Below are 26,088 nucleotides of genomic sequence, written 5' to 3' on the forward strand. Positions count from 1 at the left end.
GGCCCCCTGAAGGGGGAGGAGGAACAAAGAATTAACAAATGACCGAGAGTAGCCAAAATACAGCCGCACAAAAACTCCCCCTTCAGGGGGCTGGGGGGCTTATTTGTATTCTCGGTGCCGGCGAAAGCGGGGTAGGCGCAGCTTACCTGGCCAAACAGCAGGGCTATGATGTGTTTGTGAGCGACTTTGGGCAGATAGCCGATAAGTATAAACAACAGTTGCAGGAATGGAGCATCCGCTTTGAAGAGGGTGGTCATACTGAAAGCGAGATACTAGGTGCGGTAGAAGTAATTAAGAGTCCGGGCATCCCCGAGAAAGCACCGATAGTAAAAAAGCTGCGTGCACAGGGTACGCCAATTATTGGGGAGATTGAGTTTGCCGGTAGATATACAGATGCCAAGATGGTGTGCATAACCGGCTCAAACGGTAAGACTACCACCACCAGCCTGACATATCATATCCTGAAAGAAGCAGGCTTGAACGTGGGCCTGGCCGGTAACATAGGCAAAAGCTTTGCTTACCAGGTGGCTACTGAAAAGTTTGATGTGTATGTACTGGAGGTCAGCAGCTTTATGCTGGATGACATGTACCAGTTCAAGGCAGATATAGCGGTGTTGCTAAATATCACGCCAGATCATCTGGACCGGTACGATTATAAAATGGAGAACTACGTGGCCTCCAAGTTTCGCATTGCGCAGAACCAAACCGCCGCCGATTATTTTATTTACTGCGCCGATGATCCGGAGACGGTGAAGGGCATGGAGCAAAGAGAGTTTAAATCGCAACTAATACCTTTTACTATAGAAAAACAAGTGGAGAGAGGAGCATATATGGACGATAACAACAACATCATTATAAACACTAACGGGGAAGAATTTTCAATGTCAATTTCAGAACTGGCACTGCAGGGCAGGCACAACGTTTACAACTCTATGGCATCAGGCATCACTGCACGAGTGCTGGAAATTCGCGATAAATCAATTCGCGAAAGCATGGGCAGCTTTAAAAACATAGAGCACCGCCTGGAGTTTGTGGCCAAAATATCGGGTATCAGTTTCATTAACGACTCGAAAGCTACCAACGTAAACTCAACCTGGTACGCGCTGGAAAGCATGACCCCGGATGTAGTGCTTATTTTGGGTGGTGTTGACAAAGGCAACGATTATGATATGCTGCGCGATCTGGTAAAGCAGAAGGTAAAAGCCATCGTTTGCCTGGGTAAAGACAATAAACGTATTCACGATGCTTTTGAGAACGACGTAGAGGTAATGGTAAACACCACCTCTGCCGCAGAAGCCGTGCAAATAGCCTATCACCTGGCTAAAAAAGGTGATACCGTGCTGCTATCACCAGCTTGTGCCAGCTTTGACCTGTTTACCAATTATGAAGACAGGGGCAGGCAGTTTAAAGCAGCAGTGCTGGAGCTGTAAGAAAGAGATTGGTCATCCCGAACTTGTTTCGGGAACCCGCAGGACAGGCCGCAAGCTTAGCATGTGGGGTGCCGAAACAAGTTCGGCATGACGAAAGGGGCGGGTGAAATCAAAATAGAAATCGGAGTAATTAACAAAGGATATGAACAAGATACTTAGCAATACCAAAGGAGACAGGTGGATCTGGTTGATCGTTATCCTGTTATCGGTGCTGTCTATGCTGGCGGTGTACAGCTCTACTGGTACGCTGGCCTATAAGCGCGGCGTGGGTGTGGAGTCTATCCTGATGAAGCACATGGCCATGATATTTGGTGGTATTGCTTTGATGTACATATCGCACAAGCTGGACTATCGCTACTATGCCGGTATCTCTAAGTTGCTGATGATTGTGACCATTCCTCTGTTGTTATACACGCTGGCGTTTGGTGCTACAATTAACAATGCATCCCGCTGGATCAATATCCCCGGTACTGGCCTCAGCTTCCAGACCTCGGATATGGCTAAGCTTGCGCTGATTACTTACCTGGCCAGGTTGTTATCGCGCAAGCAGGAGCATATTAAAAGTGTAAAAGAGTCATTTGTGCCAATCATGGGCTCGGTTTGTGTGGTGTTTGCGCTGATTGCCTGGGCCAACATGTCAACTGCGCTGATGTTGTTTGGGGTAAGTATTTTGTTGTTGATCATCGGCCGTATCAGTGTTAAACAGATTGGTATTGTATGTATCGGTGGTGCATTGATTGTGTCTGCAGTAATGTTCCTCGGTCCGCGCCGTCACCTGTATATGACGCGTATCCACACGTTTATGCACCCTGAGCTGGCAGATCCGGCTAAGAAATATCAAGGCGATCACGCTAAGATTGCTATTGCATCTGGCGGTATCCTGGGTAAAGGTCCGGGTAACAGTACAGAGCGTAACTATCTGCCCGAGGCATTTTCGGATGAGATCTACGCCATTATTGTGGAAGAATACGGACTGATTGGCGGCATCGCCTTAATAGGCATTTACCTGTTCCTGCTCTATCGCTGCATGAAGATCGTTACTAAAGCGCCAAAAGCGTTCGGTGCCTTGCTGGCAGCGGGATTGAGCTTTAGCCTCACCATTCAGGCGTTTGCCAACATGGCGGTGGCAGTAGGTTTGGGTCCGGTAACGGGTGTGCCGTTGCCGCTGGTAAGTATGGGTGGTACGTCCATCTTGTTCACCAGTGTGGCGTTTGGTATCATCCTCTCGGTGAGCAGACATATTGATGAGAACGAAGAATTAAAGAAATCGGGAGAAGAGGGTGGCGAAACCAAGGGAAATAATAAAGTGATTGTTGGCGATTTAACGCTGGCGTAATAAAATAAATAAAAGTCATCCTGAACTTGTTTCAGGAACCCACAGGACAGGCTACAAGCTTAGCATGTGGGGTGCCGAAACAAGTTCGGCATGACGTTGAGGATAATCGGTGTAATCAAAAAATACTAAATCGGTGAAATCTAAAAGAATAATCATTAGCGGCGGCGGTACAGGGGGGCACATCTTCCCGGCTATTGCTATTGCCAATGCCTTGAAGCAGATCGATCCGAACACCGAGATCTTATTTGTGGGCGCAGCCGGTAGGATGGAGATGGAGAAAGTGCCTGCAGCCGGTTACCAAATCATCGGTTTACAGATTCAGGGTATTCAGCGTGGTTCAATTATGAAGAACCTGATGTTCCCTGTTAAACTGGTGGGCAGTGTGCGCAAAGCCCTGCAAATTATAAAAGAATTTAAGCCTGATGCCGCGGTTGGTGTGGGTGGTTATGCTTCCGGTCCGCTGTTGTATGCGGCCTCGCTGAAGGGGATACCTACACTGATCCAGGAGCAAAATTCGTTTGCCGGCGTCACTAACAAGTGGCTGGGCAAAAAGGCAAAAAAAATATGCGTGGCCTTTGATGGCATGGAGAAGTTTTTCCCTGCCGATAGGATCATTAAAACCGGTAACCCTATTCGTAAGGAGTCGGTAGCCATAGCGGGCAAGCACATGCAGGCGCTGGAGTTGTTTAAACTCTCGCCTAATAAAAAGACCATCCTGTTAACAGGGGGTAGTCTGGGTGCCCGCACGCTGAACAACAGCATTAAAGAAGGCTTGCAAAAGCTGATTGATGCCGATGTGCAGCTGATCTGGCAGACTGGCAAGTTCTACTATAAAACGCTGATAGAGGAGTTGGGCGAAGATTATCACCCGAACATCCGCATCACCGAGTTTTTAAACCGGATGGATCTGGCCTACGCTGCCGCTGATGTCATCATCTCGCGTGCCGGTGCAGGTACCATTGCAGAGCTATGTGTGGTAAAGAAACCGGTAATACTGGTGCCGTCGCCAAATGTGGCCGAAGATCATCAGACCAAAAACGCGCTTGCGCTGATTGGCGAAAGTGCAGCTGTGCTGGTGGCCGACAGAGACGCGTCAGAGAAATTGGTAGACACAGCCCTGGCGCTGCTGAATGACAAAGATAAACAAAAAACGCTGAGCACCAACATAGGTAAACTGGCCATGCCAAATGCCGATGAGGTGATAGCAAAAGAAGTTATCCAAATAACAATCAACAATTAGATCACGGTTCCCCGCTCATGGGCGGGGAACCTGTTTAAGGGTTAGTTGATTAAGTGAATGGTTGATTTGGTGAGTAGTTGGATAATTGGTATAAAAAATATATGTCATCTCGACCAACGGGAGAGATCTTTTCGGAGCGACAAGCGTGTGCTAAGAAAAGATGAGTCGGAATGATTAAGAAAATAGGAACTGGGATAATAAACAGATTGTAAAACAGGATTGAAATAGCGAGAACCACTCACTTAATCAATCTATCAACTCAATCAACAAGATATGGAACTGCAAAACATACAACGCGTTTACCTTGTGGGCATAGGCGGCATAGGCATGAGCGGCCTGGCACGTTACTTCGCGCACCTGGGTTGTGTGGTGTGCGGTTATGATAAAACATCAACCCCGCTTACAACCGAGTTGCAGAATGAAGGCATGCAGATCATCTTTGATGACCGGCCAGATTGGCTGCCCATCAACTTTGATAAGCCTTGTGATAGTACACTGGTGATCTACACTCCGGCCATCCCGGCAGATTCACAGATCATCAAGTATTTCCGTGATCGCGGCTTTGAACTGTTCAAACGCTCGCAGGTATTAGGGTTGATCAGTAAAGGCATGTTTACTGTGGCGGTTGCCGGTACGCATGGCAAAACCACCACATCGTGCATGGTGGCGCACATCCTCAAAGCATCGGGTACAGATTGCTCGGCTTTTTTGGGAGGCATTGCTGCCAACTATCAGACCAATGTGCTGTATGGCAAAAATGACGTGGTAGTGGTAGAGGCTGATGAGTATGATCGCTCATTCCTGACCTTACATCCAAACATCGCCATTGTTACCTCCATGGATGCCGATCATTTGGATATCTATGGCGATCATAGTCACCTGCAGGAGTCGTTCCGCTTGTTTGCCGGGCAAATTAAACCGGGCGGACAGCTGATCTACCATGAGGGCCTGCCTATTGGTCATGACGGACAGACCTATGGCATTGATGACAATGCCCAGGTAGAAGCCAGCAACGTACGCGTAGAGAACGGCGATTTCTATTTCGATTTCAGTAATGGCGAGGTAGGGATCAAAAATATCAGACTGGGCATGCCCGGCATTCACAACGTAAGCAATGCAACTGCAGCTACACAAGCCGCGCTGTTGCTGGGCGTATCGCCGGAGGCCGTTAAAGCCGCGCTGGGCAATTTTGCCGGCGTTAAGCGTCGGTTTGAATACATCGTGAAGAATGACGCGCATATCTATATTGATGATTACGCTCATCATCCTGAAGAACTGCGTGCAGCTATCAGCTCAGTTAAAAAACTGTATCCGGGCAAAAAGCTGACCGTTATTTTTCAACCGCACCTGTTCACCCGCACCCGTGATTTTGCCGATGGCTTTGCCGAGGTGCTGGACATGAGCGATGAGTTATTGATGCTGGATATATACCCGGCCCGCGAGCTGCCTATTGAAGGCGTAAGCGCAGATATGGTGTTGGAGCGCATGAAAATGTTGAATAAGCGCAAATGTGGAAAACAAGAAGTGCTTGATATTGTGCGTGTTGAAAATCCTGAGCTACTTTTAACTGTGGGTGCGGGAGATATAGACCAATTAGTACAACCATTAAAAACCATACTAGGGAATGTTTAAAGATAAACGCCTCTGGAGGACAGTTTTGTTCAGTTGTATCTGGGTAGTTTTTCTGGCCGGTATGGGCCTTGTTATGAGTTTTGTGAGCGCTAAAAAAGCCGCTATTGTATGTACCAAAGTACAGGTGATCATTCCCGGTAATCAGTACTTTATTGACAAGGGCGGGGTAAGCAGTATCATCGGCATAGAAAGTAACTCGCTGGTGGGGCGCAAGCTACAGAATATTAATATCCAGGCGTTGGAGTCTAAACTGAGGGCTAATCCATTTGTGGAGGCAGCCAAGGTTTATACCGATATGGACGGGGTAATTACCGTTGAGATCAGTCAGCGCCGGCCGCTGATGCGCATTATCAACAACGTAAACCAGGATTACTATATAGACGAGCATGGACTGAAAGTGCCGTTGTCAGATAATTTCACCGCGAAGGTGTTGGTAGCAAACGGAGTGATTGACGAGCCTTTTTTCGGCAAGGTTGATACGCTAAAATATCAGCTGACGAAGGATCTGTTCAAGACGGCGCAATACATCAGCAAAGATTCGCTATGGTCAGCCCAGATAGGTGAGCTGTATGTAAACAGTCAGCGAGAGATAGAGCTGGTGCCACGTGTAGGCAATCAGCGCATCTTGCTGGGTACGGCAGACTCGCTGGAAACCAAACTGGCTAACCTGCGTGCATTTTATAAGCAGGCCATCCCGCTGGTAGGCTGGGATGCTTACAGAGTAATAAATATAAAGTATCCAAATCAGGTGATCGGGATTAGAAACGAGAACGCGAAGAAGGATACATCCGCGATAAAGAAAGATTCAACCAAAACGGTAGCAACGGCAACCGTTGACACAATTTTAAAGAACTAATTATGGACAAAAGCTCAACTCACGAAAAAAGTGCGCCAATTGTGGTAGGATTGGACATCGGTACCACTAAGATCTGCGCTATTGTTGGTCGCCGTAGCAAGAACGGGAAAGTGGAAGTGCTGGGTATCGGTAAAGCCGAATCGGCTGGTGTGACGCGTGGGATGGTGTCTAACATTGATAAAACGGTACAAGGCATTCTGGCAGCGGTAGATGTTGCCGGTACTCAGTCTAACGTAGAAATAAAGGTAGTAAACGTAGGTATTGCCGGCCAGCACATCAAAAGCTTGCAGCACCGTGGTTTAATTACCCGTAGAGATCTGAACTCAGAGATCAGTCGCCGGGATATCGAGAAACTGATCGAAGACATGTACAACCTGGTGATGCCTCCGGGCGAGGAGATCATCCACGTGCTGCCGCAGGAGTTTACGGTAGATAACGAGCCGGGTATTAAAGATCCGGTTGGTATGGCAGGCGTGCGTCTGGAAGCTAACTTCCACATCATCTCTGGCCAGGTTACTGCTATCAAAAACATTGTTAAATGCGTTAACAAAGCCCACCTGGATAGCCAGGAGCTGATTCTGGAGCCACTGGCATCGTCAGAATCGGTACTGAGCGACGAAGAAAAAGAAGCCGGTGTGGTGCTGGTAGATATTGGTGGTGGTACTACAGATGTGGCCATCTTCCACGAGGGCATCATCCGTCATACCGCGGTTATTCCATTTGGCGGTAACAGCGTAACTGAAGATATCCGCGAGGGTTGCTCTGTAATGCGCAACATTGCCGAGCAGCTGAAACTGCGTTTCGGTTCTGCCCTGGCAGACGAGAACAAAGAGAACGAGATTGTTTGCGTTCCTGGTCTGCGCGGTCGCGAGCCTAAAGAAATATCGGTGAAAAACCTGGCTTACGTTATCCAGGCCCGTATGGAAGAGATTGTAGAACACGTGTACTACGAGATCAAATCATCAGGCTATGAAAAGAAACTGATAGCCGGCATCGTTATAACTGGTGGCGGTGCGCAACTGAAGCACCTGCCGCAACTGGTAGAATACGTTACCGGACTGGATTGCCGTGTGGGTTACCCTAACGAGCACTTGTCTAAAAACGAAGTGCTGCCAAAGCAAACTTATGAAGAGCTGCAAAGCCCGATGTTTGCTACCGGTATTGGTCTGCTCATTAAAGGTATCCAGAAGATGGAGTACGAAATGGCCGGACAAACCCAGCAGGTGCAGCCAAAGGTTGAAAAGCAAACCAAGTATGAGGACGAGAAAAAATTCGGCTTGTTCAGCAAACTGCTGGAAACCGGAAAGAAATTTATAAAGGACGATATCAAGGATGAGGATTTCTTGAAGTAGGCGATTAGTTGATTAAGTTGAATGGTTGATTAAGTGATTTGTTTTTGTCTGAAACTACTCACTTAATCAACTACTCTCTCAACCAACCAATCACTGTTTTAAGGACTTTTCAACACCCGGATAACTTTTCCACATTGTTAACGATTGTGGAAAACTCTTGTTGAAAAACTATTAATATTACATTCACAACAGGTATCCACTCATTAGGGAACATATAGCTGAAAACGAGGATTATGCAGTTTGAAATGTTAAAAGATAAATCGTCAATCATCAAAGTAATTGGTGTTGGCGGCGGCGGCGGGAACGCAGTAAACCACATGTATAAGCAAGGTATTACCGGTGTAGACTTCATTATCTGCAACACGGATGCCCAGGCATTGGAGCTGAGCCCTATCCCCAACAAAGTACAGTTGGGCGCCAGTTTAACCGAGGGAATGGGTGCTGGCTCAATTCCGGAAGTAGGCAAAAACTCTGCTATAGAAAACATTGAAGATATTAAGCAAATGCTGGGCACTACCACCAAAATGCTGTTCATTACAGCAGGTATGGGCGGTGGTACCGGTACCGGTGCAAGCCCTATTATTGCCAAGGCTGCCCGCGAGCTGGATATCTTAACGGTAGGTATTATTACCACCCCTTTCTCTTTTGAGGGCAAGCGTCGTAAAATGCAGGCCGATGAAGGTTTGGAGGAACTGAAAAAGTACGTGGATTCATTCCTGGTCATCAGCAATGATCGTCTGCGTCAGATTTTTGGTAACCTTACCATGAGCTCTGCATTTGCACAGGCAGATAACATTTTGACCACGGCTGCCAAAGGTATTGCCGAAATCATTACGCTGCCGGGCTATATCAACGTTGACTTTAAAGATGTGCGCACCGTAATGAAAGACAGCGGTGTAGCCATTATGGGTAGCCACGCGGCAGACGGTGAAAACCGTGCGCTGAAAGCTGTTCAGGGTGCGCTTGCTTCTCCTCTGTTGAAAGACAATGAGATTGAAGGCGCACGCTATATTTTATTAAACATTAGCTCGGGCGTTAACGAGGTAACCATGGATGAGGTAAGCATTATTACCGACTATATCCAGGAGAATGCTGGTTTAGCTGCCGATTTAATTTGGGGTAACTGCCAGGATGAGTCGCTGGGCGATCAGCTATCGGTAACCATCATTGCTACCGGTTTCCAAACAAAAGACGAACGTGATAAAGAGCAAAGCAGCAAAAAAGTAATATCGATGCTGATGCCGCAGGATACGCCGCTGGTTAAACCAGTAAACGAGTTTATCGCCCCGGCACCTGCCCCTGTAGAAAACGTGTTCTCTGAGCCATACCTGAAAGCCAAGGAAGCAGAACTGAAACAAACTGGTCTGTTTGATCTGTTCGGCGCGCCAGAAGCGGCTGATGGCAGCAACATCATCAGCAATAACAACGATGTGATTAAACACAGCCTGATTGCTGAAGAACCAACTGCGGCAGAGCCTGCTCCTGATTTTGGTGAGTTTACTTTTAAAATAGCAGAACCAACCATCAGCTTTGAGCCTGTACAGGATGCGTTTATTCCGGAGCCGGAACCTGAACCAGAGCCGGAAGCGGTTGTTGGCGCAGACGATCATAAAACCGACGAAACGATGGAAGAGCAGTTGCGCAAATCGCGCGAGCGTATCATCAAGCTTAAAGAATTGAGCATGAAGATGCGTAACGGCAACATCCAGGAGCTGGAAAACGTACCGGCTTACAAACGTAAAGAAATTGCCCTGCAGCAAACCCCGCCATCGGCAGAGAGCCAGGTGTCACGTTTCTCCTTATTAACTGATGATGAAGGTAATACCGAGATCAGGAAGAATAACCCCTTCCTGCACGATAATGTTGATTAAATCAATCTAACATAGAAAATAAGAAGCCCCTTTGTAACAAACATAGGGGCTTCTTGACTTTATAAGCTCGGCATGGAATTGTACATCGATGAAATTCGAATAAATGTCACAAAAGAAAATACTGCTGTAAGGCTTGTAACGGAAGAGGGGAGTTTTTTATTTGCTAACCAAACCATTAAGGAGACTGCAGATACCATAGAAAAAAACTACCAGGTAGTAAAAGCATATTTTGAGCCACGTATTGGTAATGAAGTTGTTGTTGCAGATATTAAGGATGTTTCATTAAGGATAGTATTGCATTATTTTTATATGTATAATCTTTGGCGGAGATTGTATAAAAAAGAAGCTAGCAGAGATTTGTCTTTTCGCAAGGAAGATTTTGAAGGAACTACTACAGCACGGTGTATAAGGCAGTTTTTTAAAAATAAATACCCAGATCGGTATACTGGTATGTGCATGCAGGTCTTAAAAATGTCCCATCAAGAGTTTATTAATTATGAGGAAAATGAGAGAAGATATGCTGAAAGATAACATATCGAGTTTATAACGTCTAAAAATAACCTATAAAAAAAAGTTATAGTTGTCATTCTGACAAGCTGTTCTGATTATATTTGTACATTGTAAATTATCTTAAGTAAACTCGTTTTGGATCTTTTCGATAAAATCTCAAAAAATATGGGCGGACCGATAGGTCAGCATCAAAAATGGTCTCATGGTTATTTCTCGTTTCCTAAACTGGAAGGTGAAATTGCGCCGCATATGATGTTTCAGGGCAAAGAACACCTGGTTTGGAGCCTGAACAACTATCTTGGTTTAGCCAATCACCCGGAAGTACGCGAGGCTGATGCCCAGGCGGCTGCCAACTTTGGTATGGCTTACCCAATGGGTGCGCGCATGATGTCGGGCAATACCCGTCACCACGAAGAGTTGGAAGAAGGTCTGGCCGAGTTTGTTGGTAAAGAAGACGCGTTCCTGCTTAACTACGGTTATCAGGGCATGGTATCAATTATTGATACACTGGTTGACCGTAACGACGTAATTGTTTACGATGGTGAATCTCACGCTTGTATTATTGACGGTGTGCGTCTGCACATGGGCAAACGCTTTGTTTACCAACATAATGATATTGAGAGCTGTGCCAAGCAATTGGAGCGCGCTACCAAACTAACCGAGCAAACCGGTGGTGGCATCCTGGTGATTACAGAAGGCGTATTTGGTATGTCGGGCGCGCAGGGTAAACTGAAAGAAATTATCGCTCTTAAAGAGAAATATAAATTCAGGCTGCTAATAGACGATGCTCACGGCTTCGGTACACTGGGTAAAAACGGTGCCGGTGCTCATGAAGAGCAGGATTGTGTGGATGGGGTAGATGTATACTTCGGTACTTTCGCTAAATCAATGGCAGGTATCGGTGCGTTTGTAGCGGCAGATAAGATGATTGTTGATTTTCTGCGCTATAACATGCGTTCGCAAACCTTTGCCAAGGCATTACCTATGCCAATGGTACTGGGTCTGAAAAAACGCTTTGAACTGCTGAAAACTAAGCCAGAGCTGCGTGAAAAACTGTGGACCATTGCCACTGCCCTGCAAACCGGTTTGAAAGAACACGGTTTTGACATCGGTATCACTAATAGCGTAGTAACTCCGGTATTCCTTAAAGGCGACCTGCACGAGGCTACCAGCCTTACTATGGACTTGCGCGAGCGTTACCAGATCTTCTGTTCAATTGTAGTTTACCCGGTAATTCCTAAAGGACTGATCGAACTGCGATTGATCCCAACAGCGGTACACACCCTGGAAGACGTACAACGTACACTGGATGCCTTTAGCGATATTTCTGCCCGTTTGAAAGCTGGTGAATACAAAGAGAAAGAGAAAAGCATGATAGAAGCTTAATTGCTTCATCCTTTAATATAAGAGCCCTTCAATACAGGTTAGCTGTTTTGAAGGGCTTTTTTGTAGGCGCTCGGGGTCTCATCATATGTCATTGCGAGGAGGAATGACGCTCGGCCTTATACACAGCCATGCTCGCAATGGCATACTCTAAGATTGCCAATGCTATTGCCTCAATAATAACTCTGCAATGGCAATATCCTCCGGAAAAGTGATCTTCATATTCCGGTGATCTCCCTCAATTAAAAGTATATCCACGCCAGATTGTTCCACTACGCTGGCGTCATCAGTAAACCCTTGGTGAAAAGGTTGCTCATAAGCCTTTTTAAGCAGGCTGGATTGAAAAGTTTGGGGTGTTTGCACCAGCCATATCTCATCGCGTAAAAGGTTCTCAGAGCGCCCGTTTCGTAGCCTCCGGATCGAGTCGCGACTTTTAACGGCAACAATGGCATTGCCTTGCATGGCAGCCTGCTCATAAGCCTTGTCGATAATGGCTGGTGAAGTGAGTGGACGTACGGCATCTTGTACCGCAATCAGGCTATTATCCTCGGTTAATGCCAGACCATTCTTTACGGAGTGGAAGCGGGTCTCGCCGCCGCTAATAAGTTGATGAGGGATGGTAAATTGATGTTCGGTGCACAACTGTTGCCAGTACTCATGAAATTCTGGATGCATCACCACAATAATTTCCGGCTTGTTTGCTGTTGATGCAAATGCCCTGATGGTATGCATCAACACTGGTTCGCCATTTAATAAAAGAAACTGTTTGGGCACAGCAGACTGCATGCGCGTGCCGGTGCCGCCGGCAACTATAATGGCGTAGGTTTTGTGATTTCGAATTTCGGATTTCGAATTTCGGATTTGAGACATGGTGCAAGTTAGGAAATAAATGAACATCCTGTCATTTCAACCGGCGGGAGAAATCTTAGACGTTTGCTGAACGTAATGGAAAACATGGGGGCTAAGATTTCTCTCTTCGCGGCGCTTCGTTCGAAATGACATCGGTGAGGAGCTCATTGGAAAGGCTCTAAAAACAAAAAATGTGAGACCGGTTCCCCAATCTCACATCCTATATTATCAAATCTGAAATCTTAATTCCGAAGTTCGAAATTAGATAATCAGCATGGCATCGCCATAGCTGTAGAAACGGTATTTCTCTTTTACTGCAATTTCATAAGCGTTCATTACCTCATCATAACCGCCAAATGCACAGATCATCATCAACAGGGTTGATTCTGGTGTGTGGAAGTTGGTTACCATAGAGTTAGCAATGCTGAAATCATATGGAGGGAAAATGAACTTGCTGGTCCAGTCGTTAACCGCTTTCAGGGTTTTGTTGGCAGAAACTGCAGATTCAATAGCACGCATTGAAGTTGTACCAACGGCACAGATGCGTTTTTTACGCTCAATACCGCGGTTTACAATATCAGCCTGGCGCTGCTCAATAATGATCTGCTCTGAATCCATTTTGTGTTTGGTCAGATCCTCCACCTCAACCGGGCGGAAGGTACCTAAACCAACGTGCAGGGTTACTTCGGCAAATTCAACACCTTTTAGTTCAAGGCGTTTCATCAGCTCGCGGCTAAAGTGCAGGCCGGCAGTTGGAGCAGCAACAGCACCTTCGTGTTTAGCAAAAATGGTTTGGTAACGCTCTTTATCCTCGGCAGTAGCTTTACGTTTGATATATTTTGGCAGTGGAGTTTCACCCAGGATCTCGATGTTGCGACGGAACTCTTCATCGGTACCGTCAAACAGGAAACGGATGGTACGGCCGCGTGAGGTAGTGTTATCTACCACCTCGGCAATCAGCAGATCGTCGTCGCCAAAGTAAAGTTTGTTGCCTACGCGGATTTTACGGGCCGGATCAACCAGCACATCCCACAGGCGCAGTTCTTTATTCAATTCGCGCAACAGGAAAACCTCAATGGTAGCGCCGGTTTTCTCTTTGTTGCCATACATACGGGCAGGAAATACCTTTGTGTTGTTAAGGATCATTACATCCTTATCATCAAAATAGTCCAGTACATCTTTGAATATTTTATGCTCAATTTTACCGGTATCGCGGTGCAGTACCATCAGGCGGGCCTCGTCGCGCTGGTCGGCGGGGTTGTGTGCAATTAGCGATTCTGGTAAGTTAAACTTAAATTGAGATAATTTCATAGTAGCCTATATAAAATTTTAGGGGGCAAATGTATAAATTTTTCAGTAATATTAAACGGATAATCAGCGTGTTTGTGTGATTACTTCGTCAAAAAATAAAAATAACAGAAGTTGTAACCATTATAGGGGCGGGGTGTCTAACCCATATACAGCATGATATTTCTAAAATTACTCCGGGAAAGCTTTTTGTTTGCGTTTGATGCCCTGCGTCAGAATAAAACACGCACTGTACTGTCATTACTGGGAGTAACCATTGGTATTTTTACCATTATAGCCGTGCTGTCGGCAGTTGATACGTTGCACAATAACCTGCAAAGCAGTGTAGATAAACTGGGCAGCAACAGTATTTATATACAAAAAATGCCCTGGGCCTTTGGCGATAAAGATTACCCCTGGTGGAAATATGCCCAGCGCCCAACGCCCAATCTGCGCGACTATGAGAAGTTGAAAGACCGTACTCAAACTGCTGTAGGCGTTACCTACCAGATCTATTTGTCTAACCGGACGGTAAAGTATGGCAGTAACTTTGTAGAGAACGTAGATATCAATGCATCAACCTATGATTATTATTTGACCCGCAACTTTGATATGCAGGAGGGGCGGTATTTTACCGAAATGGAATCACGCGCGGGCGCAGCTGAGGTTTTGATAGGTGCCGATATAGCTTCCGGGCTTTTTCCGCATGAAGATGCCATCGGCAAACGCATTAAAGTAATGGGCCGGAACATGCAGGTGATTGGCGTTTTTGCCAAAGAGGGCGAGGATATGCTGGGCATAACTTCAGATAAGTTGGTGATGATGCCGATAAGCTTTGCGCGAAACCTAATTGATATTCAAAATAATAGATACGGATCTCAAATTGTAGTTAAAGGTAAGCCAGGTATTACCGAAGGCGAGGTTGCCAGCGAACTGGACGGCCTGATGCGCGCCATCCGCATGTTAAAGCCTGGACAGGAAGATAACTTTGCGCTCAATCAATCAACCATAATAACCGAGGGCTTTAATAAGCTTTTTGATTTTGTGGATATGGCCGGCTGGATCATCGGTGGTTTCTCTATCCTGGTGGGGGGCTTCGGCATTGCCAATATTATGTTCGTATCGGTTAAAGAGCGCACCAATATCATCGGTATACAAAAATCGTTGGGCGCTAAAAATTACTTTATCCTGCTGCAATTTTTGATTGAGGCTATTGTGCTTTGTCTGCTAGGCGGCTTGATTGGTCTGGGGCTGGTTTATGCCGGCACATTGATTGTAAAAAATGCCTTTGATGTAGCTGTAGTACTCTATCTCAGCAATATCATCAAAGGGCTCACTATTTCTGTAGTTATCGGTATTATCTCAGGCATCATACCTGCCTGGTTTGCTTCGCGATTAGATCCGGTGGAAGCGATAAGGAGTAATTAAACCGTAACTCCAGCCTTATAAAACTTCGATACTTTCTCAAACAGAATTTCGGGCATAAAGGGTTTGGTCAGAAAATCATTCATGCCCATGCTGCTGGCTTTTTGGTAAGTCTCTGGCATCGCATCAGCAGTGAGGGCGATAACCGGTATCTGCGGGTACTTTTGTTTGATCAGCTGTGTGGCCTCAAATCCGTCCATTACAGGCATCTGGAGGTCCATAATAATCAGATCAAACTGTTGCTGATCTGCCATTTCTACGGCAATGGCTCCGTTACTGGCCTCAAAGGTTTTGACATTCCATTTGTTTAAAAAACGATTAGCGATGAGGATGTTCATCTTATTGTCGTCAACCACCAGCACCTTCATGCCGTTTAAATCGGCATTCATCATCTTCTGTTCTGCGCTGGCGTAGCCCGGTGTTGTTGGCTGCACAGTAGCCGCTGGTTGAACAGAAGGCTCTGGCTTACTGGCCTGAATTGGCGCCGTCGCTTGCAGCGATTCTGATTTTGATGCAGGGTTTGTTGTTTCTTTAACTGGTAATTCTGCTTGTACAGTTACTGGTACATGCGCGGCCGGTTTAGCTGTTTGCGGTGTGGCAGCTTGCGCAACAGCCGGTCTTTTTGTTGTATTGGGCTCATAGGCATATTGAATGGCAAAGCTAATCTGGGTGCCTTTACCAACCACGCTTGATATACTGATGCGCCCGCCATGCAATTCAATTAAGCGTTTAACAATAGCCAGGCCCAGGCCGCTGCCACCGTTTTGGTCCACCTTCATTTCCTGAACAAACGGCTCAAATATTTTTTCAAGGTTTTCTTTGGCAATGCCGGTGCCGGTATCAGTCACTGTAAAGCGTAAAGTCACGCTGTTGTTAGTGCGTTGCTCTTGTTTTACGCCTACATCCACGCTGCCAGTATTGGTAAATTTAACCGCATTGCCGATCAGGTTGTTCATGATCTGCCCCAGGCGGACAGGATCTGCCATGATGGCGTCAGGAATGCTGCGGTCTACCGATAAGTTAAGTTTCAGATCCTTCTGGTCGGCCCTGACGCGGAATGATCGACTGATGTTCTCCAATAGCAGATGCAGATCAACCGGTACCATGTGCAGGTTGTACATGCCAGCCTCAATTTTGTTATAATCAAGAATATCGTTGATGATGCCCAGCAGGGTTTCGCCCGAGAATTTGAGGTTTTCCAGATAAGGTAATTGTTCCGGACGAGGGTTGTCTGCTATCAGCAAATTAGCCGTGCCAATCACCGTATTCATTGGCGTGCGGATCTCATGACTCATGGTAGACAGAAAATCTGATTTGAAGGACGATGCTTTTTCGGCTTCTTCCTTAGCGTCAATCAGTTGCTGGCGGTCTTTTTGCTTATCGGTAATATCTTCGCCAATGCTGGTGGTTTGCTTAATGCGCCCCAGGTCATCATAAATAACACTGTTTTGCCAGGCTATCAGGCGCTGCTCGCCGTTGCGACAAATAATAGGGTTAACGTAGGTTGATTCCAGGTTGTCGTTCTCATACCATCCTCTAATTACCTTCTTGGCGTCATCTGGTACAAAGTGGCGGATCCAGTTTTGGCCAATCAGGCTCTCCTGCGTATACCCCAGCAAATTAGCCAAATACTTATTGCAGAAAAGGATGTTGCCATTTTTATCAAGTGATATGGCGGCCAATTTAACAGCCTCCAAAACCAGTTTGTAGTTGTCTTCTGTTTTCTGTACAATAATTTCGGCCGCTTTACGGTCGGTAATATCCTGCAGGGTACCAATCACACTGCGGATGCTGCCATCCTCATTGCGTTTAATCCGGCCGATGATGATGCTCAGGTGCTTGACGGTATGGTTTGGCGTGATAATACGATATTCATAGCTTGCCCGCTTCAGGTTGGCGGGATCTTTCAGGAAGGCGCGCAAAATATCCTGATCCTCCGGATGCACGTAGGTAAGCAGCAATTTAAAATTGCCCATGCCATGGTCTTTCTGCTTACGGGGCGGCACTTCGTGAATGTGATAAACCTCGTCAGACCAGGTGAGGGTTTTCTGGTTAAAATACCATTTCCAGTTGCCTATTTTGGCAATAGTTTGTGCCTCCAGTAGTTCTGCACGGCTTTTCTTAATGGCACGTTCAGACTGGCGACTCTCGGTAACATCTTTAATAATGCCGGTAAGGCGCACAATTTTGCCATGGCGGTTGCGGATAGGTTCGCCCCGTACAATCTGGAAATACCGTTGCGCGCCTTTAGCGGTAACAATTCGGTGCTCGGTCTCGCGGTTGGCCATCTCGGTCAGATCGGCAAAAAACTGGTAAATAGTGCGCCGGTCTTCTGCATTTACCAGCCGGGCGTAGTATTCAAAATGACTTACGCCAACGGGTAGTGCGTTGATATCTAACAAAGCAAAAAGGTTGTCAGACCAGTACGTTTGTTTCAGCTCCAGGTCATACCACCAGTTGCCCATTTTGGCCATGCGTTGGGCCTCAATTAGCTGATTTTGATTTTCTTTTAACGCGGCTGAGTATTTTTTTTGTTCAGAAATGTCGGTTACAGATGCCGTCATGCGGCCGGTATAATCGCCATGAGCATTGAATACCGGACTCACCTTGGCCGAAAACCATCGGCCCGAACCAAACAGTGAACCAAACTCAACGGTAACACATTCGTGTGTTTGAATGGCCTGGTCTAATGCTTTTTCCAACTCGAAGGCTTTCTCTTCCCCAATGCTTTCTGAAATGGTTTTGCCTTTGAAAGTGCTCAGATCAACCAGTAGCGCACGGGTTTTATTGTACCAAACATTAAGACAGATTTTCTGCTCATCAAACTCAAAAATAATATCGGTAAGCGAGTTTAGGATGGCATCGATAGCCTCGCGGTCTGCCACCTCATTTTTTGGTGGAATAGTATTGAGCGGACGAGCCGTAAATGCGGTATCAGCAATAACTTTAGCTTGGGTTGGCATGGTAATGGCGGGCGCGGGCTGCACCTCCGGTACAATAGGCTGAACCGTTTGCCGGGCTGAATTACCGTTCTGATAAGAGCCATTGACGTTATGCGTGCCGTTGATAGCCGCTTTTATAGCCGGAACTTCGTTCGCTATTGATGTTTCAGATTCATTACCTATAGGCTGGGCTACTGTAGGTTCTTCATTTACAGTGTCTTGATCGCTGCTGTCGTTTTCAGGTACAAGGTCGTTAGCAATTACCCGCTCTGGCTCTTTTATTGCTGGTATAACAGGCGGCTTTGCTGCTGGTAATACCACGTTAGGCATTTGCAACGCCTGATGGCCGTTTTTATAGTGATGCCCATCTAAGGGTTTGGCTTCAATCAATGGGGAAACAGATGCAAGAGGAACCTCAACCTCTGTTTTATGGTTATCAACGTTTGGTTCAATAAGATGTGGCTGTTCTTTGGGTTTTATTTCAGCAGGGGTAATTAATGGCGTGGCGCTTTTAAATAGTGTGTGCTGACTGGCATCTTCCGGTTCTAGCGTATTTTCAAAAATAATGGTCGGGCGATGCTCTTCTGTAACCGGTTGAGGTTTTGCCTGAGGCTTATCTACCGGTGCATTTACCGGTGTCGATGCTTCTGGTTGTGGGTCTTTTTGAGCCAAAAAAAAAGGGTTTTTTTTGACTTCCGAGGCGAATTCTATTTCTTCGCGATTGTTTTTATACTCGTCACGCAGTGTTTTTAGCTTGTGAAGGAGCAAAAATACAAGCGCTATCAGCAATAAAGCAGAGAAAGTCAGTATCAACCCCTGGTACACGGGCGAGTCATTACTGATTAACAAAATTGCGTTTTTTGTTAAATACATCTGCTTTTGCTAAAAAAAATACCGGATCGGCGGGGTTTACTTTATTATTTTGTTGTTTGACAAAGAAAAATTACAATCCTTCTAACAAATAAAAGGTAATAATACGGAGATTTAATTACATTTGCTTAGCGAATACAAATATTTTTCTATGTCTGAAACTGCACATCTGCAAATTGGTGATAAAACTTACGACCTACCTGTTATTGAAGGCACCGAGAACGAAAAAGCGATTGATATTTCAAAATTGAGAGACCTTACCGGTTACATTACACTGGATATTGGCTACAAAAACACCGGCGCAACCAAAAGTGCCATTACGTTTTTGGATGGCGAACTGGGTATTCTGAAATACCGTGGTTATCCAATTGAGCAATTGGCCGAGAAATCAACCTTTATTGAAGTAGCTTATTTATTAATTTACGGTGAGCTGCCAACAGCAGATCAGCTAAATGATTTTCAGAAACTCATTAGCCGCCACACGCTGGTGCATGAGGACATGAAAAAGTTTTTCGACGGTTTCCCGCGCGGTTCACACCCAATGGGTCAGTTGTCATCACTTATTGGTGCGCTGGCTGCCTTCAACCCTGAATCATTAAAACAGGGCCAGAGCACCGAGGAAGTGAATCTGGAGATTGTGAAACTGATTGCTAAAATGAGCACGCTGGTTTCATGGATCTACAAAAAATCACTGGATCATCCGTTTATCTATCCGCAGAACAAATATGATTATGTAACCAACTTTATGTACATGACCTTTGCGGAGCGTACAGAAGAGTTTACCGGCATAGATCCTGTTGTGATTGACGCGATGAACAAATTGCTGATACTGCACGCAGATCATGAGCAAAACTGTTCTGCTTCTACCGTGCGTATTGTAGGTTCATCAGATGCTAACCTTTATGCATCAATTTCTGCAGGTATTTCTGCACTGTGGGGCCCGCTGCATGGTGGTGCTAACCAGGCAGTAATTGAAATGCTGGAAAAAATTAAAGAAGACGGCGGCGATACCGATAAATGGATTGCCAAAGCAAAAGATAAAAATGATCCGTTCCGTTTGATGGGTTTCGGTCACCGTGTGTACAAAAACTTTGACCCACGCGCCAAGATCATTAAAAAGGCATGTGACGATATCCTGGAAAAATTAGGCGTACAAGACGAAGTGCTGGAAATTGCCAAGCGTCTGGAAGAAGTTGCCCTGAAAGATCCATACTTTGTAGAGCGTAAACTGTACCCTAACGTAGATTTCTACTCAGGCATCATTTACCGTGCGTTGGGCTTCCCAACAGAAATGTTCACGGTGCTGTTTGCACTGGGCCGTTTGCCAGGATGGATTGCACAATGGAAAGAAATGAAAGCTAACAAAGAGCCAATCGGCCGTCCGCGCCAGGTGTATACCGGTAAGACTACGCGCGATTATGTAGCTACTGCTGACAGATAATAGAAAGCTTGTCAGACTTAGATATAGTGAAGCCCCGGCATTTGCCGGGGCTTTTTTTTCGATAGGGGCCTACACCCTTTATCGTCATTGCGAGGAACGAAGCAATCTTTGTACATGCCGAGCGGATATGCATGTCCAATTGTCCTCCGCAGAGATTGCTTCGTCCCTCGCAATGACGTGTTGTTGAGATTGTAATTCCGCTAACCTCAAAAAAGGAAGGCCCGATTTTGTCGGGCCTTCCTTTTTACGCTTTTACATATTCATACCGGTTGTTGGCGTGGCTGCGTTCGCGTTTTAACTTATGCTCATTAGCCAGTTTTAGCAGGATGCCCGATAGCTCTGACGTTTTAAAATCAGAATCATATTCGGTTTTGCAATGATCTGCAATGGCAGAAATAGAGCGGGTGGTGTTAAAAAAATCGGTTGTGTTAAGCAGTTGATTTAAAACCTTGGTAGCGCCGGGTTTTTTTCGGCTGGCGTGGTGCTCAATTTGCAGGCCTTCTGGTTTAAACCTTAATTGCTTTTTACCTTGTGAGTCGGTGTCTGCGTCGGTACGCTCTGATTCAATAATGGCATCCAAAAGTTTGTCAACAATCTTTACCTGTACCGCCTCAGATTTAAACAGGTTCACCACTTCAGAAATCTCAATTAATTGTTTTTTTAATTTTTCAGTTTGCTTGCTCATTTTACTCGTTGTGTAGCTCCATCTATCACAAAGCAAGTCGCCCGCCAGGGAGCACAACCTGCGGGAGCATAAGCTTTCCAATAAATAGCAATAGTGTTAGTGTGTTGCACTTGTTATTTAATAACGAGCACAGACAATATTAGTATGTTCTGACTTAAAAAAAAATATACTACAGGTTAAATGGCAAAACTGTAGCAGTATTATTACAATTAAATGTTATTTAATATTTTTTCCATAACATCTAACCCTTCATCAATGTGTTCTGGCTTCATAATCAAGGCCGGACGAAACCTGATGGTGCGATGACTGCAGCCTAAAAACATCACATGATGCTCAAGCCCTTTCTGAATAAAATGGTCGCGGGTGGCCTGATCGGGGAAATCAAAAGCAGTAAGTAAACCCTTGCCGCGTACATTATTTATGAGCGGGTATTTTTCGGCTAATTTTAATAATTGTTGTTGTAGGTAGTTACCGGTCTGGGCCGCGCTGGTACACAAATTATCCTCCTCAATAATCTCCATGATCTTGGCCGAGCGTACCATGTCAACTAGGTTGCCACCCCAGGTAGAGTTGATGCGCGATGACACGTGGAAAACATTATTCTCAACTTCGTCAATCCGCGGGCCGGCCAGTATGCCGCAAACCTGCATCTTTTTGCCAAAAGCAATTATATCCGGACGGGCCTTCTCGCCAAAATGCTCGTGGCACCAAAACTTGCCGCTCAGGCCAACGCCGGTTTGCACCTCGTCATAAATCAGCAAGGCCTCATATTCATCTGCCAGTTGGCGCAACTGCTCGGCAAACTCCTTGCGGATATGGTTATCGCCCCCTTCAGATTGTACCGGCTCAATAATAATAGCGCAGATCTCATCCGGATTATCGGCAAAAGCTTTTCTAATCTGGGCTACTGAGGCGGCTTCGCGTTGCAGCAGATCGGCCATGTTTTCATCTGTAAGCGGGTAATTAACGTAAGGCGTACTTACCCGCGGCCATTCAAACCGGGCAAACCAGCGGGTTTTTACCGGAAGGGTATTGGTAAGGCTAAGCGTGTATCCCGTACGTCCGTGAAACGCATGTTCAAAATGCAATACTTTATGGCCTTTTTCGGTTTGATGGCCTTTAGCAAAATTCTTCTGTACCTTCCAGTCCATGGCGGCTTTCAGGGCATTCTCTATAGCCAGGCCCCCGCCGGCAATAAAAAAGGCATGGGGCAGGTAGTCAGGGATACCTACGCGATCAAAAGTTTCCAGAAACTGGGCGTACTGTGTAGTATAAATATCAGAGTTTGATGGGTTAGTAAGCGCAGCCAGCATCAGGCTTTTTTTAAAGGCCTCATCGCCCAGCATTTTAGGGTGATTATAGCCCAGCGGTACCGAGGCAAAGCAGGTAAAAAAATCAAGCAGCGTGCGGTTATATTTCGAGTCATAAATATGCACACCGTTGCTTTTTTCCATGTCAAATATAAGGTCAAACCCATCGGCAAGGATGTGCTTGCTCAACGTCTCTGCAACACTGTCTGGATTTTTGGGAAGGCTATACATGGGCTTATGCGTTTACGTAAATTTACTAAAAAGCCCCAAAACAAGCAATTTTGTAGGTTTTTATACCAATTGGTGAATTAGTTGGGTTTAGGCGGTTTAAAGTTAGTTTTTGTACCGGGCAAGGAAACGGTATGGATGAAATGAACGTATTATAAATGTTGCAAACTTTCCGGAAGATGGAAAACCAGCTTCAAGATATAATCGTATAAAAAGGTTATTTTGGCTACGGATATTAAAAGTTATATTTACGCTTCAACCAAAACCTAATGGCTATTAAAGACCTTGAGAGGTTGCAAGCCTTGCACCGATTTTTAAACCTGGAAATAGACAAAGATGCCGAACTGCAGGAGATGATTGAGCTTACTGCAGAGCTGCTGAATTGCCCTATAGCACTTATTACCCTTATTGAGGGTGATACTCAATATTTTTTATACAAAGTAGGTACCGATGTTGAGCAGGTGAGCAACAGTGACAGCTTTTGCCGCTACCTGAATTTGGGTAACGATTTGATGGTGGTTACCGATACGCATAAGGATGAGCGTTTTGCCAGTAATCCCTTTGTAACCGGTAATCCTAATGTTGTGTTTTATGCCGGTGTACCCCTTACTACACATGACGGACATTTATTAGGCAGCATCTGCATCTTAGATGTGATTTCGCGCGAGTTTACGCCAGTGCAAAGCAGATTGTTAAGAGTGTTGGCCAAACGTGTTATCCAGATTATGGAGTTTGAGTTTAGTATTAATTTGCTGAAACAACAGTTCTTACAGGCCCGTGACGCCGAGACTAAACTGCGCTCTTTTTTTGAAAGTTCCAGTTCATGCCACTTGCTTATTGATAGGGATATGGGCGTTATGGCCTATAATAAAAATATGGCCTCGTTTCTGAAGCGTATGTATAACGTAATGCTTAAGCAGGGCACCCACGTAAACCAGATACTGCAAGGCCCCGCTTTAGAAAGTTTTACTACTGATTTTAAACAGGCATTGAGCGGCAAAACCATCACCTTTGAGCGTGAGGTGAACTACAAAAATGGCGAACGTATATGGTGGTATGTGGCCTTTGAACCAGGTTTCGATGCTGAAGGAAAGATTATTGGTATTTCTTATAACGCTACAGATATCACCGCGCGCAAGGTAAACGAAGAAAAAATACTGGCGCAAAACAGCTCCTTACGGCAGATAGCGCATATGCAATCGCATGAATTGCGAAAGCCGGTAGCTACTATTTTAGGATTAATGGAAGTGCTGAAGCTGGATCATTCCCCTGAAATGACGGAAGAGATGTACATGTTGGAGGAAACCACCCGGGAGCTGGACGATAAGATAAGGATGATTGTAAATATGATCAATTAGCAGAAATGTAAAAGCAGAAAGCATTTTTGAGTCGAGAGATCATTCTTAAGCTTTCTGCTTTTGTCTTTTAGCTTTCTGCTCAAAACAAGTCCTTCATTCCCAACAATCCCCACAGGCCGCCGGTGTGTATAGCCAGGATGTGGCTCCCCGGGGCAAAGTGGTCTTTACCAGCCAGGTCTGTCAGTGCATAGAGCATTTTTCCGGTGTAAACGGGTTCTATCATGATGCCGGTTGTGGCAATAAAATTCTTGATAAAAGCAATCAACTCCGGAGTTGTTTTGGCATAGCCGCCAAAATGATATTCGGTATGCAGCTCAAACGGTTGCGGGTAGGTTTGATACCGCCTGATCTCATCGGCCATAAAGTCACCATTCTTTAATACCGGCACCGCATGGAAAACAGTATCCATGTGATTGTTTTTAATGCCGTTCATTAGCCCGGCCGCGGTGGCCCCGGTACCGCACGCGCAAAACATGTGCTGATAGGTTTGCGGCAGTTCGTCAACCAGTTCGCTACAGCCACGGGCCGCTTCTGCGCTGGCGCCGCCTTCGTCAATAAAAAAGGCTTGACCATCGTTACCAAAGTGCTTATCAAATAAGGCTGGTTTGTTACGGTAGCTTTCGCGATCGGTGAAAATAAGCTGCATGCCATGCAGGCGGCACATCCATATCGAGTCATTCATCACCTCTTCGCCACGCACAAAACCGGTGGCTTTGAAGCCAAAACGGGAGGCTGCCGCTGCCAGTGCTATCAGGTGATTAGAATACGCGCCCCCGAAGCTCACCAGGTGAGTTTTTCCTTCCTGCTTTGCTCGTTTAAGCTGGTATTTAAGTTTACGCCATTTATTGCCCGATATGATGGGGTGAATCATATCATCGCGCTTTAAAAATACTTTCAGCCCTTTTTCATCAAACACAGGATTGTGTATTTGATGAACAGGGCTGAAAATATCTAGTTCTATAGTATGCATCAAAAATTAAAATCCAAAGCCAATACCAGCGTTGCCAGATACATATTGACCGGTGCCAACAGAGGCGTACACTTTAAATATAGCTAAATCTAATTTGAAACCAACATCAGCACGCATACCGGTAAAGGTATTTTGATCCACGTGGATAGGGTCTGTAATGGTAGTATAGGTGGTAGCCGTTGCAGTTACCGGGAAGTTACCCAATACCCCCAGATCTGTATGTGCTGTTTGGTAAGCTACAGAAACAAACGGCGTAAATATGGCCAGTTTTTTTGACAGGATGGCCTGGAAGTTGAAGCCGCTGAAGTGGGCGTCAATACGCTGGTTGCTAAAATCGGTATTGGTGCCAGTGGCCGGAGCTGTGCCTGCGTCTGGTTGAACATTCAGCGTTTTGCTGTAGTTAACGCGGTTGTAGTTTATGGCAACAGCCAGGTCAAACGGTTTGGGGACGCCTTTGGCAAAATCCTGGATAATGTTGTGTTTAATGCCAAAACCAATCATGCCTACAGAGCCGGCATCATCACTAATTTTAATGGTAGGGATGGTGCGGATGGTTAAATCTGTATTATGCACCAGGCCTACGGTTAACTGAATATCCGGCGCAGGCACATACCCAAAAACACCTTTAGGCATGGTAAAAGTTTTACCGGTAGGGAGTCCGTTAGCATCATTAATGCTCATAACCGGTCTGGCGGCATCTTTATCGCCACCAAAAGTAGGCGCAATTTTAGTTGGCGATGTTGCTGCCACTGTAACACGGTTTGATAAACCAATTTGGGTTACATCAAAGCTTTTGTCGCTGGTGGGCACCTGTGCGGCTGTGGCCGAGATGCGCAGCTCAAAATGCAGCAGCTTTTTGGTCTTAGCAGTGTTGCTCCAGCCGCTGTTTAAGCCCACACCAAAGCCCTTAAACATAGGCGTGCTGTAAGCGTTAAAAAGTTTGTTGGCATCGGCCGCGTTTGACTTGATCAGCGAGCTAAAATCGTCGCTGCTTTGGGCGTAGGTTTTAGAAACTGCCGTGCACATCACGGCTGCAATTGCAATAGTGTAAAGTTTTCTCATAAATCAGGGGTTGAAATTTGATAACAATAATGGGCTATTTTGATATAAAAA

The 26,088-nt window shown here is 45.7% G+C and carries 19 protein-coding genes; 12 read left to right on the top strand and 7 right to left on the bottom strand.

Annotated features, from left to right (window positions below):
* Window positions 1–38: 38 nt before the first annotated feature.
* From murD to ABZR88_RS03930, 9 genes are all read left to right on the top strand, one after another.
* Complete coding sequence (gene murD, locus ABZR88_RS03890; protein WP_107829874.1) at window positions 39–1,430, top strand: UDP-N-acetylmuramoyl-L-alanine--D-glutamate ligase; 1,392 nt, start codon at window positions 39–41, stop codon at window positions 1,428–1,430.
* Window positions 1,431–1,572: 142 nt separating this feature from the next.
* The gene (locus tag ABZR88_RS03895) at window positions 1,573–2,766 is read left to right on the top strand and encodes an FtsW/RodA/SpoVE family cell cycle protein (protein WP_107829876.1); all 1,194 of its coding nucleotides are present in this window, start codon (window positions 1,573–1,575) and stop codon (window positions 2,764–2,766) included.
* A gap of 133 nt (window positions 2,767–2,899) precedes the next feature.
* A complete protein-coding gene (gene murG, locus ABZR88_RS03900; RefSeq protein ID WP_107829878.1) occupies window positions 2,900–4,006 on the top strand; it encodes an undecaprenyldiphospho-muramoylpentapeptide beta-N-acetylglucosaminyltransferase in 1,107 nt (368 codons plus the stop codon).
* Between the two features lie 273 nt (window positions 4,007–4,279).
* Complete coding sequence (gene murC / locus ABZR88_RS03905) at window positions 4,280–5,638, top strand: UDP-N-acetylmuramate--L-alanine ligase (protein ID WP_107829880.1); 1,359 nt, start codon at window positions 4,280–4,282, stop codon at window positions 5,636–5,638.
* A complete protein-coding gene (locus ABZR88_RS03910) occupies window positions 5,631–6,494 on the top strand; it encodes a cell division protein FtsQ/DivIB (RefSeq protein ID WP_107829882.1) in 864 nt (287 codons plus the stop codon). The genes murC and ABZR88_RS03910 overlap by 8 nt, the downstream gene beginning before the upstream one ends.
* A gap of 2 nt (window positions 6,495–6,496) precedes the next feature.
* Window positions 6,497–7,846, top strand: coding sequence for a cell division protein FtsA (gene ftsA, locus ABZR88_RS03915; RefSeq protein ID WP_107829883.1), 1,350 nt, complete (start codon window positions 6,497–6,499; stop codon window positions 7,844–7,846).
* Window positions 7,847–8,079: 233 nt separating this feature from the next.
* Window positions 8,080–9,717: a cell division protein FtsZ gene (gene ftsZ / locus ABZR88_RS03920; protein WP_107829885.1), complete on the top strand. Its 1,638-nt coding sequence runs from the start codon at window positions 8,080–8,082 to the stop codon at window positions 9,715–9,717.
* A 72-nt stretch (window positions 9,718–9,789) separates the two neighbouring features.
* Window positions 9,790–10,248 (top strand): hypothetical protein, encoded by a 459-nt coding sequence (locus ABZR88_RS03925; RefSeq protein ID WP_107829887.1) that lies wholly within the window; start codon window positions 9,790–9,792, stop codon window positions 10,246–10,248.
* A 114-nt stretch (window positions 10,249–10,362) separates the two neighbouring features.
* Window positions 10,363–11,613: an aminotransferase class I/II-fold pyridoxal phosphate-dependent enzyme gene (locus ABZR88_RS03930; protein ID WP_107829890.1), complete on the top strand. Its 1,251-nt coding sequence runs from the start codon at window positions 10,363–10,365 to the stop codon at window positions 11,611–11,613.
* 162 nt (window positions 11,614–11,775) lie between these two features.
* On the opposite strand, the gene ABZR88_RS03935 is transcribed toward ABZR88_RS03930, so the two are convergent.
* Window positions 11,776–12,480 carry a 2-C-methyl-D-erythritol 4-phosphate cytidylyltransferase gene (locus ABZR88_RS03935; protein WP_107829892.1) on the bottom strand — a complete coding sequence of 235 codons (705 nt, stop codon included), beginning with the start codon at window positions 12,478–12,480 and terminating at the stop codon, window positions 11,776–11,778.
* A gap of 240 nt (window positions 12,481–12,720) precedes the next feature.
* The gene (gene queA / locus ABZR88_RS03940; RefSeq protein ID WP_107829894.1) at window positions 12,721–13,770 is read right to left on the bottom strand and encodes a tRNA preQ1(34) S-adenosylmethionine ribosyltransferase-isomerase QueA; all 1,050 of its coding nucleotides are present in this window, start codon (window positions 13,768–13,770) and stop codon (window positions 12,721–12,723) included.
* Between the two features lie 153 nt (window positions 13,771–13,923).
* Between queA and ABZR88_RS03945 the strand changes: the two genes are divergently transcribed.
* The gene (locus tag ABZR88_RS03945; RefSeq protein ID WP_107829896.1) at window positions 13,924–15,174 is read left to right on the top strand and encodes an ABC transporter permease; all 1,251 of its coding nucleotides are present in this window, start codon (window positions 13,924–13,926) and stop codon (window positions 15,172–15,174) included.
* Here ABZR88_RS03945 and ABZR88_RS03950 read toward each other — a convergent pair.
* The gene (locus ABZR88_RS03950; protein WP_170113645.1) at window positions 15,171–18,785 is read right to left on the bottom strand and encodes a PAS domain-containing hybrid sensor histidine kinase/response regulator; all 3,615 of its coding nucleotides are present in this window, start codon (window positions 18,783–18,785) and stop codon (window positions 15,171–15,173) included. The genes ABZR88_RS03945 and ABZR88_RS03950 overlap by 4 nt on opposite strands.
* 349 nt (window positions 18,786–19,134) lie before the next feature.
* On the opposite strand from ABZR88_RS03950, the gene ABZR88_RS03955 reads away from it, so the two are divergent.
* Window positions 19,135–20,424, top strand: a complete 1,290-nt coding sequence (locus tag ABZR88_RS03955) for a citrate synthase (RefSeq protein WP_107829900.1) — start codon at window positions 19,135–19,137, stop codon at window positions 20,422–20,424.
* A 244-nt stretch (window positions 20,425–20,668) separates the two neighbouring features.
* Here ABZR88_RS03955 and ABZR88_RS03960 read toward each other — a convergent pair whose 3' ends face one another.
* Together ABZR88_RS03960 and lat are read right to left on the bottom strand one after the other, a co-directional pair.
* On the bottom strand, window positions 20,669–21,109 hold the full coding sequence (locus tag ABZR88_RS03960; RefSeq protein WP_107829902.1) for a hypothetical protein: 441 nt from the start codon (window positions 21,107–21,109) through the stop codon (window positions 20,669–20,671).
* 209 nt (window positions 21,110–21,318) lie between these two features.
* Window positions 21,319–22,650, bottom strand: coding sequence for an L-lysine 6-transaminase (lat, locus tag ABZR88_RS03965; RefSeq protein WP_107829904.1), 1,332 nt, complete (start codon window positions 22,648–22,650; stop codon window positions 21,319–21,321).
* 299 nt (window positions 22,651–22,949) lie between these two features.
* On the opposite strand from lat, the gene ABZR88_RS03970 reads away from it, so the two are divergent.
* The gene (locus ABZR88_RS03970) at window positions 22,950–24,005 is read left to right on the top strand and encodes a GAF domain-containing protein (protein ID WP_170113646.1); all 1,056 of its coding nucleotides are present in this window, start codon (window positions 22,950–22,952) and stop codon (window positions 24,003–24,005) included.
* Between the two features lie 79 nt (window positions 24,006–24,084).
* On the opposite strand, the gene ABZR88_RS03975 is transcribed toward ABZR88_RS03970, so the two are convergent.
* Window positions 24,085–24,921, bottom strand: a complete 837-nt coding sequence (locus tag ABZR88_RS03975; RefSeq protein WP_342748747.1) for a pyridoxal-phosphate dependent enzyme — start codon at window positions 24,919–24,921, stop codon at window positions 24,085–24,087.
* Between the two features lie 60 nt (window positions 24,922–24,981).
* Window positions 24,982–26,037: a DUF6588 family protein gene (locus ABZR88_RS03980; RefSeq protein WP_146166575.1), complete on the bottom strand. Its 1,056-nt coding sequence runs from the start codon at window positions 26,035–26,037 to the stop codon at window positions 24,982–24,984.
* Window positions 26,038–26,088 lie beyond the last annotated feature (51 nt).

This window comes from Mucilaginibacter yixingensis (assembly GCF_041080815.1).
In the GTDB taxonomy this organism is placed as follows: domain Bacteria; phylum Bacteroidota; class Bacteroidia; order Sphingobacteriales; family Sphingobacteriaceae; genus Mucilaginibacter; species Mucilaginibacter yixingensis.

Excerpts from the sequence above, each read along its gene's own strand:
- queA (WP_107829894.1), bottom strand. The coding sequence starts at position 13,770 with ATGAAATTATCTCAATTTAAGTTTAACTTACCAGAATCGCTAATTGCA.
- ABZR88_RS03945 (WP_107829896.1), top strand. The coding sequence starts at position 13,924 with ATGATATTTCTAAAATTACTCCGGGAAAGCTTTTTGTTTGCGTTTGAT.
- ABZR88_RS03980 (WP_146166575.1), bottom strand. The coding sequence starts at position 26,037 with ATGAGAAAACTTTACACTATTGCAATTGCAGCCGTGATGTGCACGGCA.
- lat (WP_107829904.1), bottom strand. The coding sequence starts at position 22,650 with ATGTATAGCCTTCCCAAAAATCCAGACAGTGTTGCAGAGACGTTGAGC.
- ABZR88_RS03910 (WP_107829882.1), top strand. The coding sequence starts at position 5,631 with ATGTTTAAAGATAAACGCCTCTGGAGGACAGTTTTGTTCAGTTGTATC.
- ABZR88_RS03955 (WP_107829900.1), top strand. The coding sequence starts at position 19,135 with ATGTCTGAAACTGCACATCTGCAAATTGGTGATAAAACTTACGACCTA.
- murD (WP_107829874.1), top strand. The coding sequence starts at position 39 with ATGACCGAGAGTAGCCAAAATACAGCCGCACAAAAACTCCCCCTTCAG.
- ftsZ (WP_107829885.1), top strand. The coding sequence starts at position 8,080 with ATGCAGTTTGAAATGTTAAAAGATAAATCGTCAATCATCAAAGTAATT.
- murC (WP_107829880.1), top strand. The coding sequence starts at position 4,280 with ATGGAACTGCAAAACATACAACGCGTTTACCTTGTGGGCATAGGCGGC.
- ABZR88_RS03925 (WP_107829887.1), top strand. The coding sequence starts at position 9,790 with ATGGAATTGTACATCGATGAAATTCGAATAAATGTCACAAAAGAAAAT.
- ABZR88_RS03960 (WP_107829902.1), bottom strand. The coding sequence starts at position 21,109 with ATGAGCAAGCAAACTGAAAAATTAAAAAAACAATTAATTGAGATTTCT.
- ABZR88_RS03895 (WP_107829876.1), top strand. The coding sequence starts at position 1,573 with ATGAACAAGATACTTAGCAATACCAAAGGAGACAGGTGGATCTGGTTG.
- ftsA (WP_107829883.1), top strand. The coding sequence starts at position 6,497 with ATGGACAAAAGCTCAACTCACGAAAAAAGTGCGCCAATTGTGGTAGGA.
- ABZR88_RS03935 (WP_107829892.1), bottom strand. The coding sequence starts at position 12,480 with ATGTCTCAAATCCGAAATTCGAAATCCGAAATTCGAAATCACAAAACC.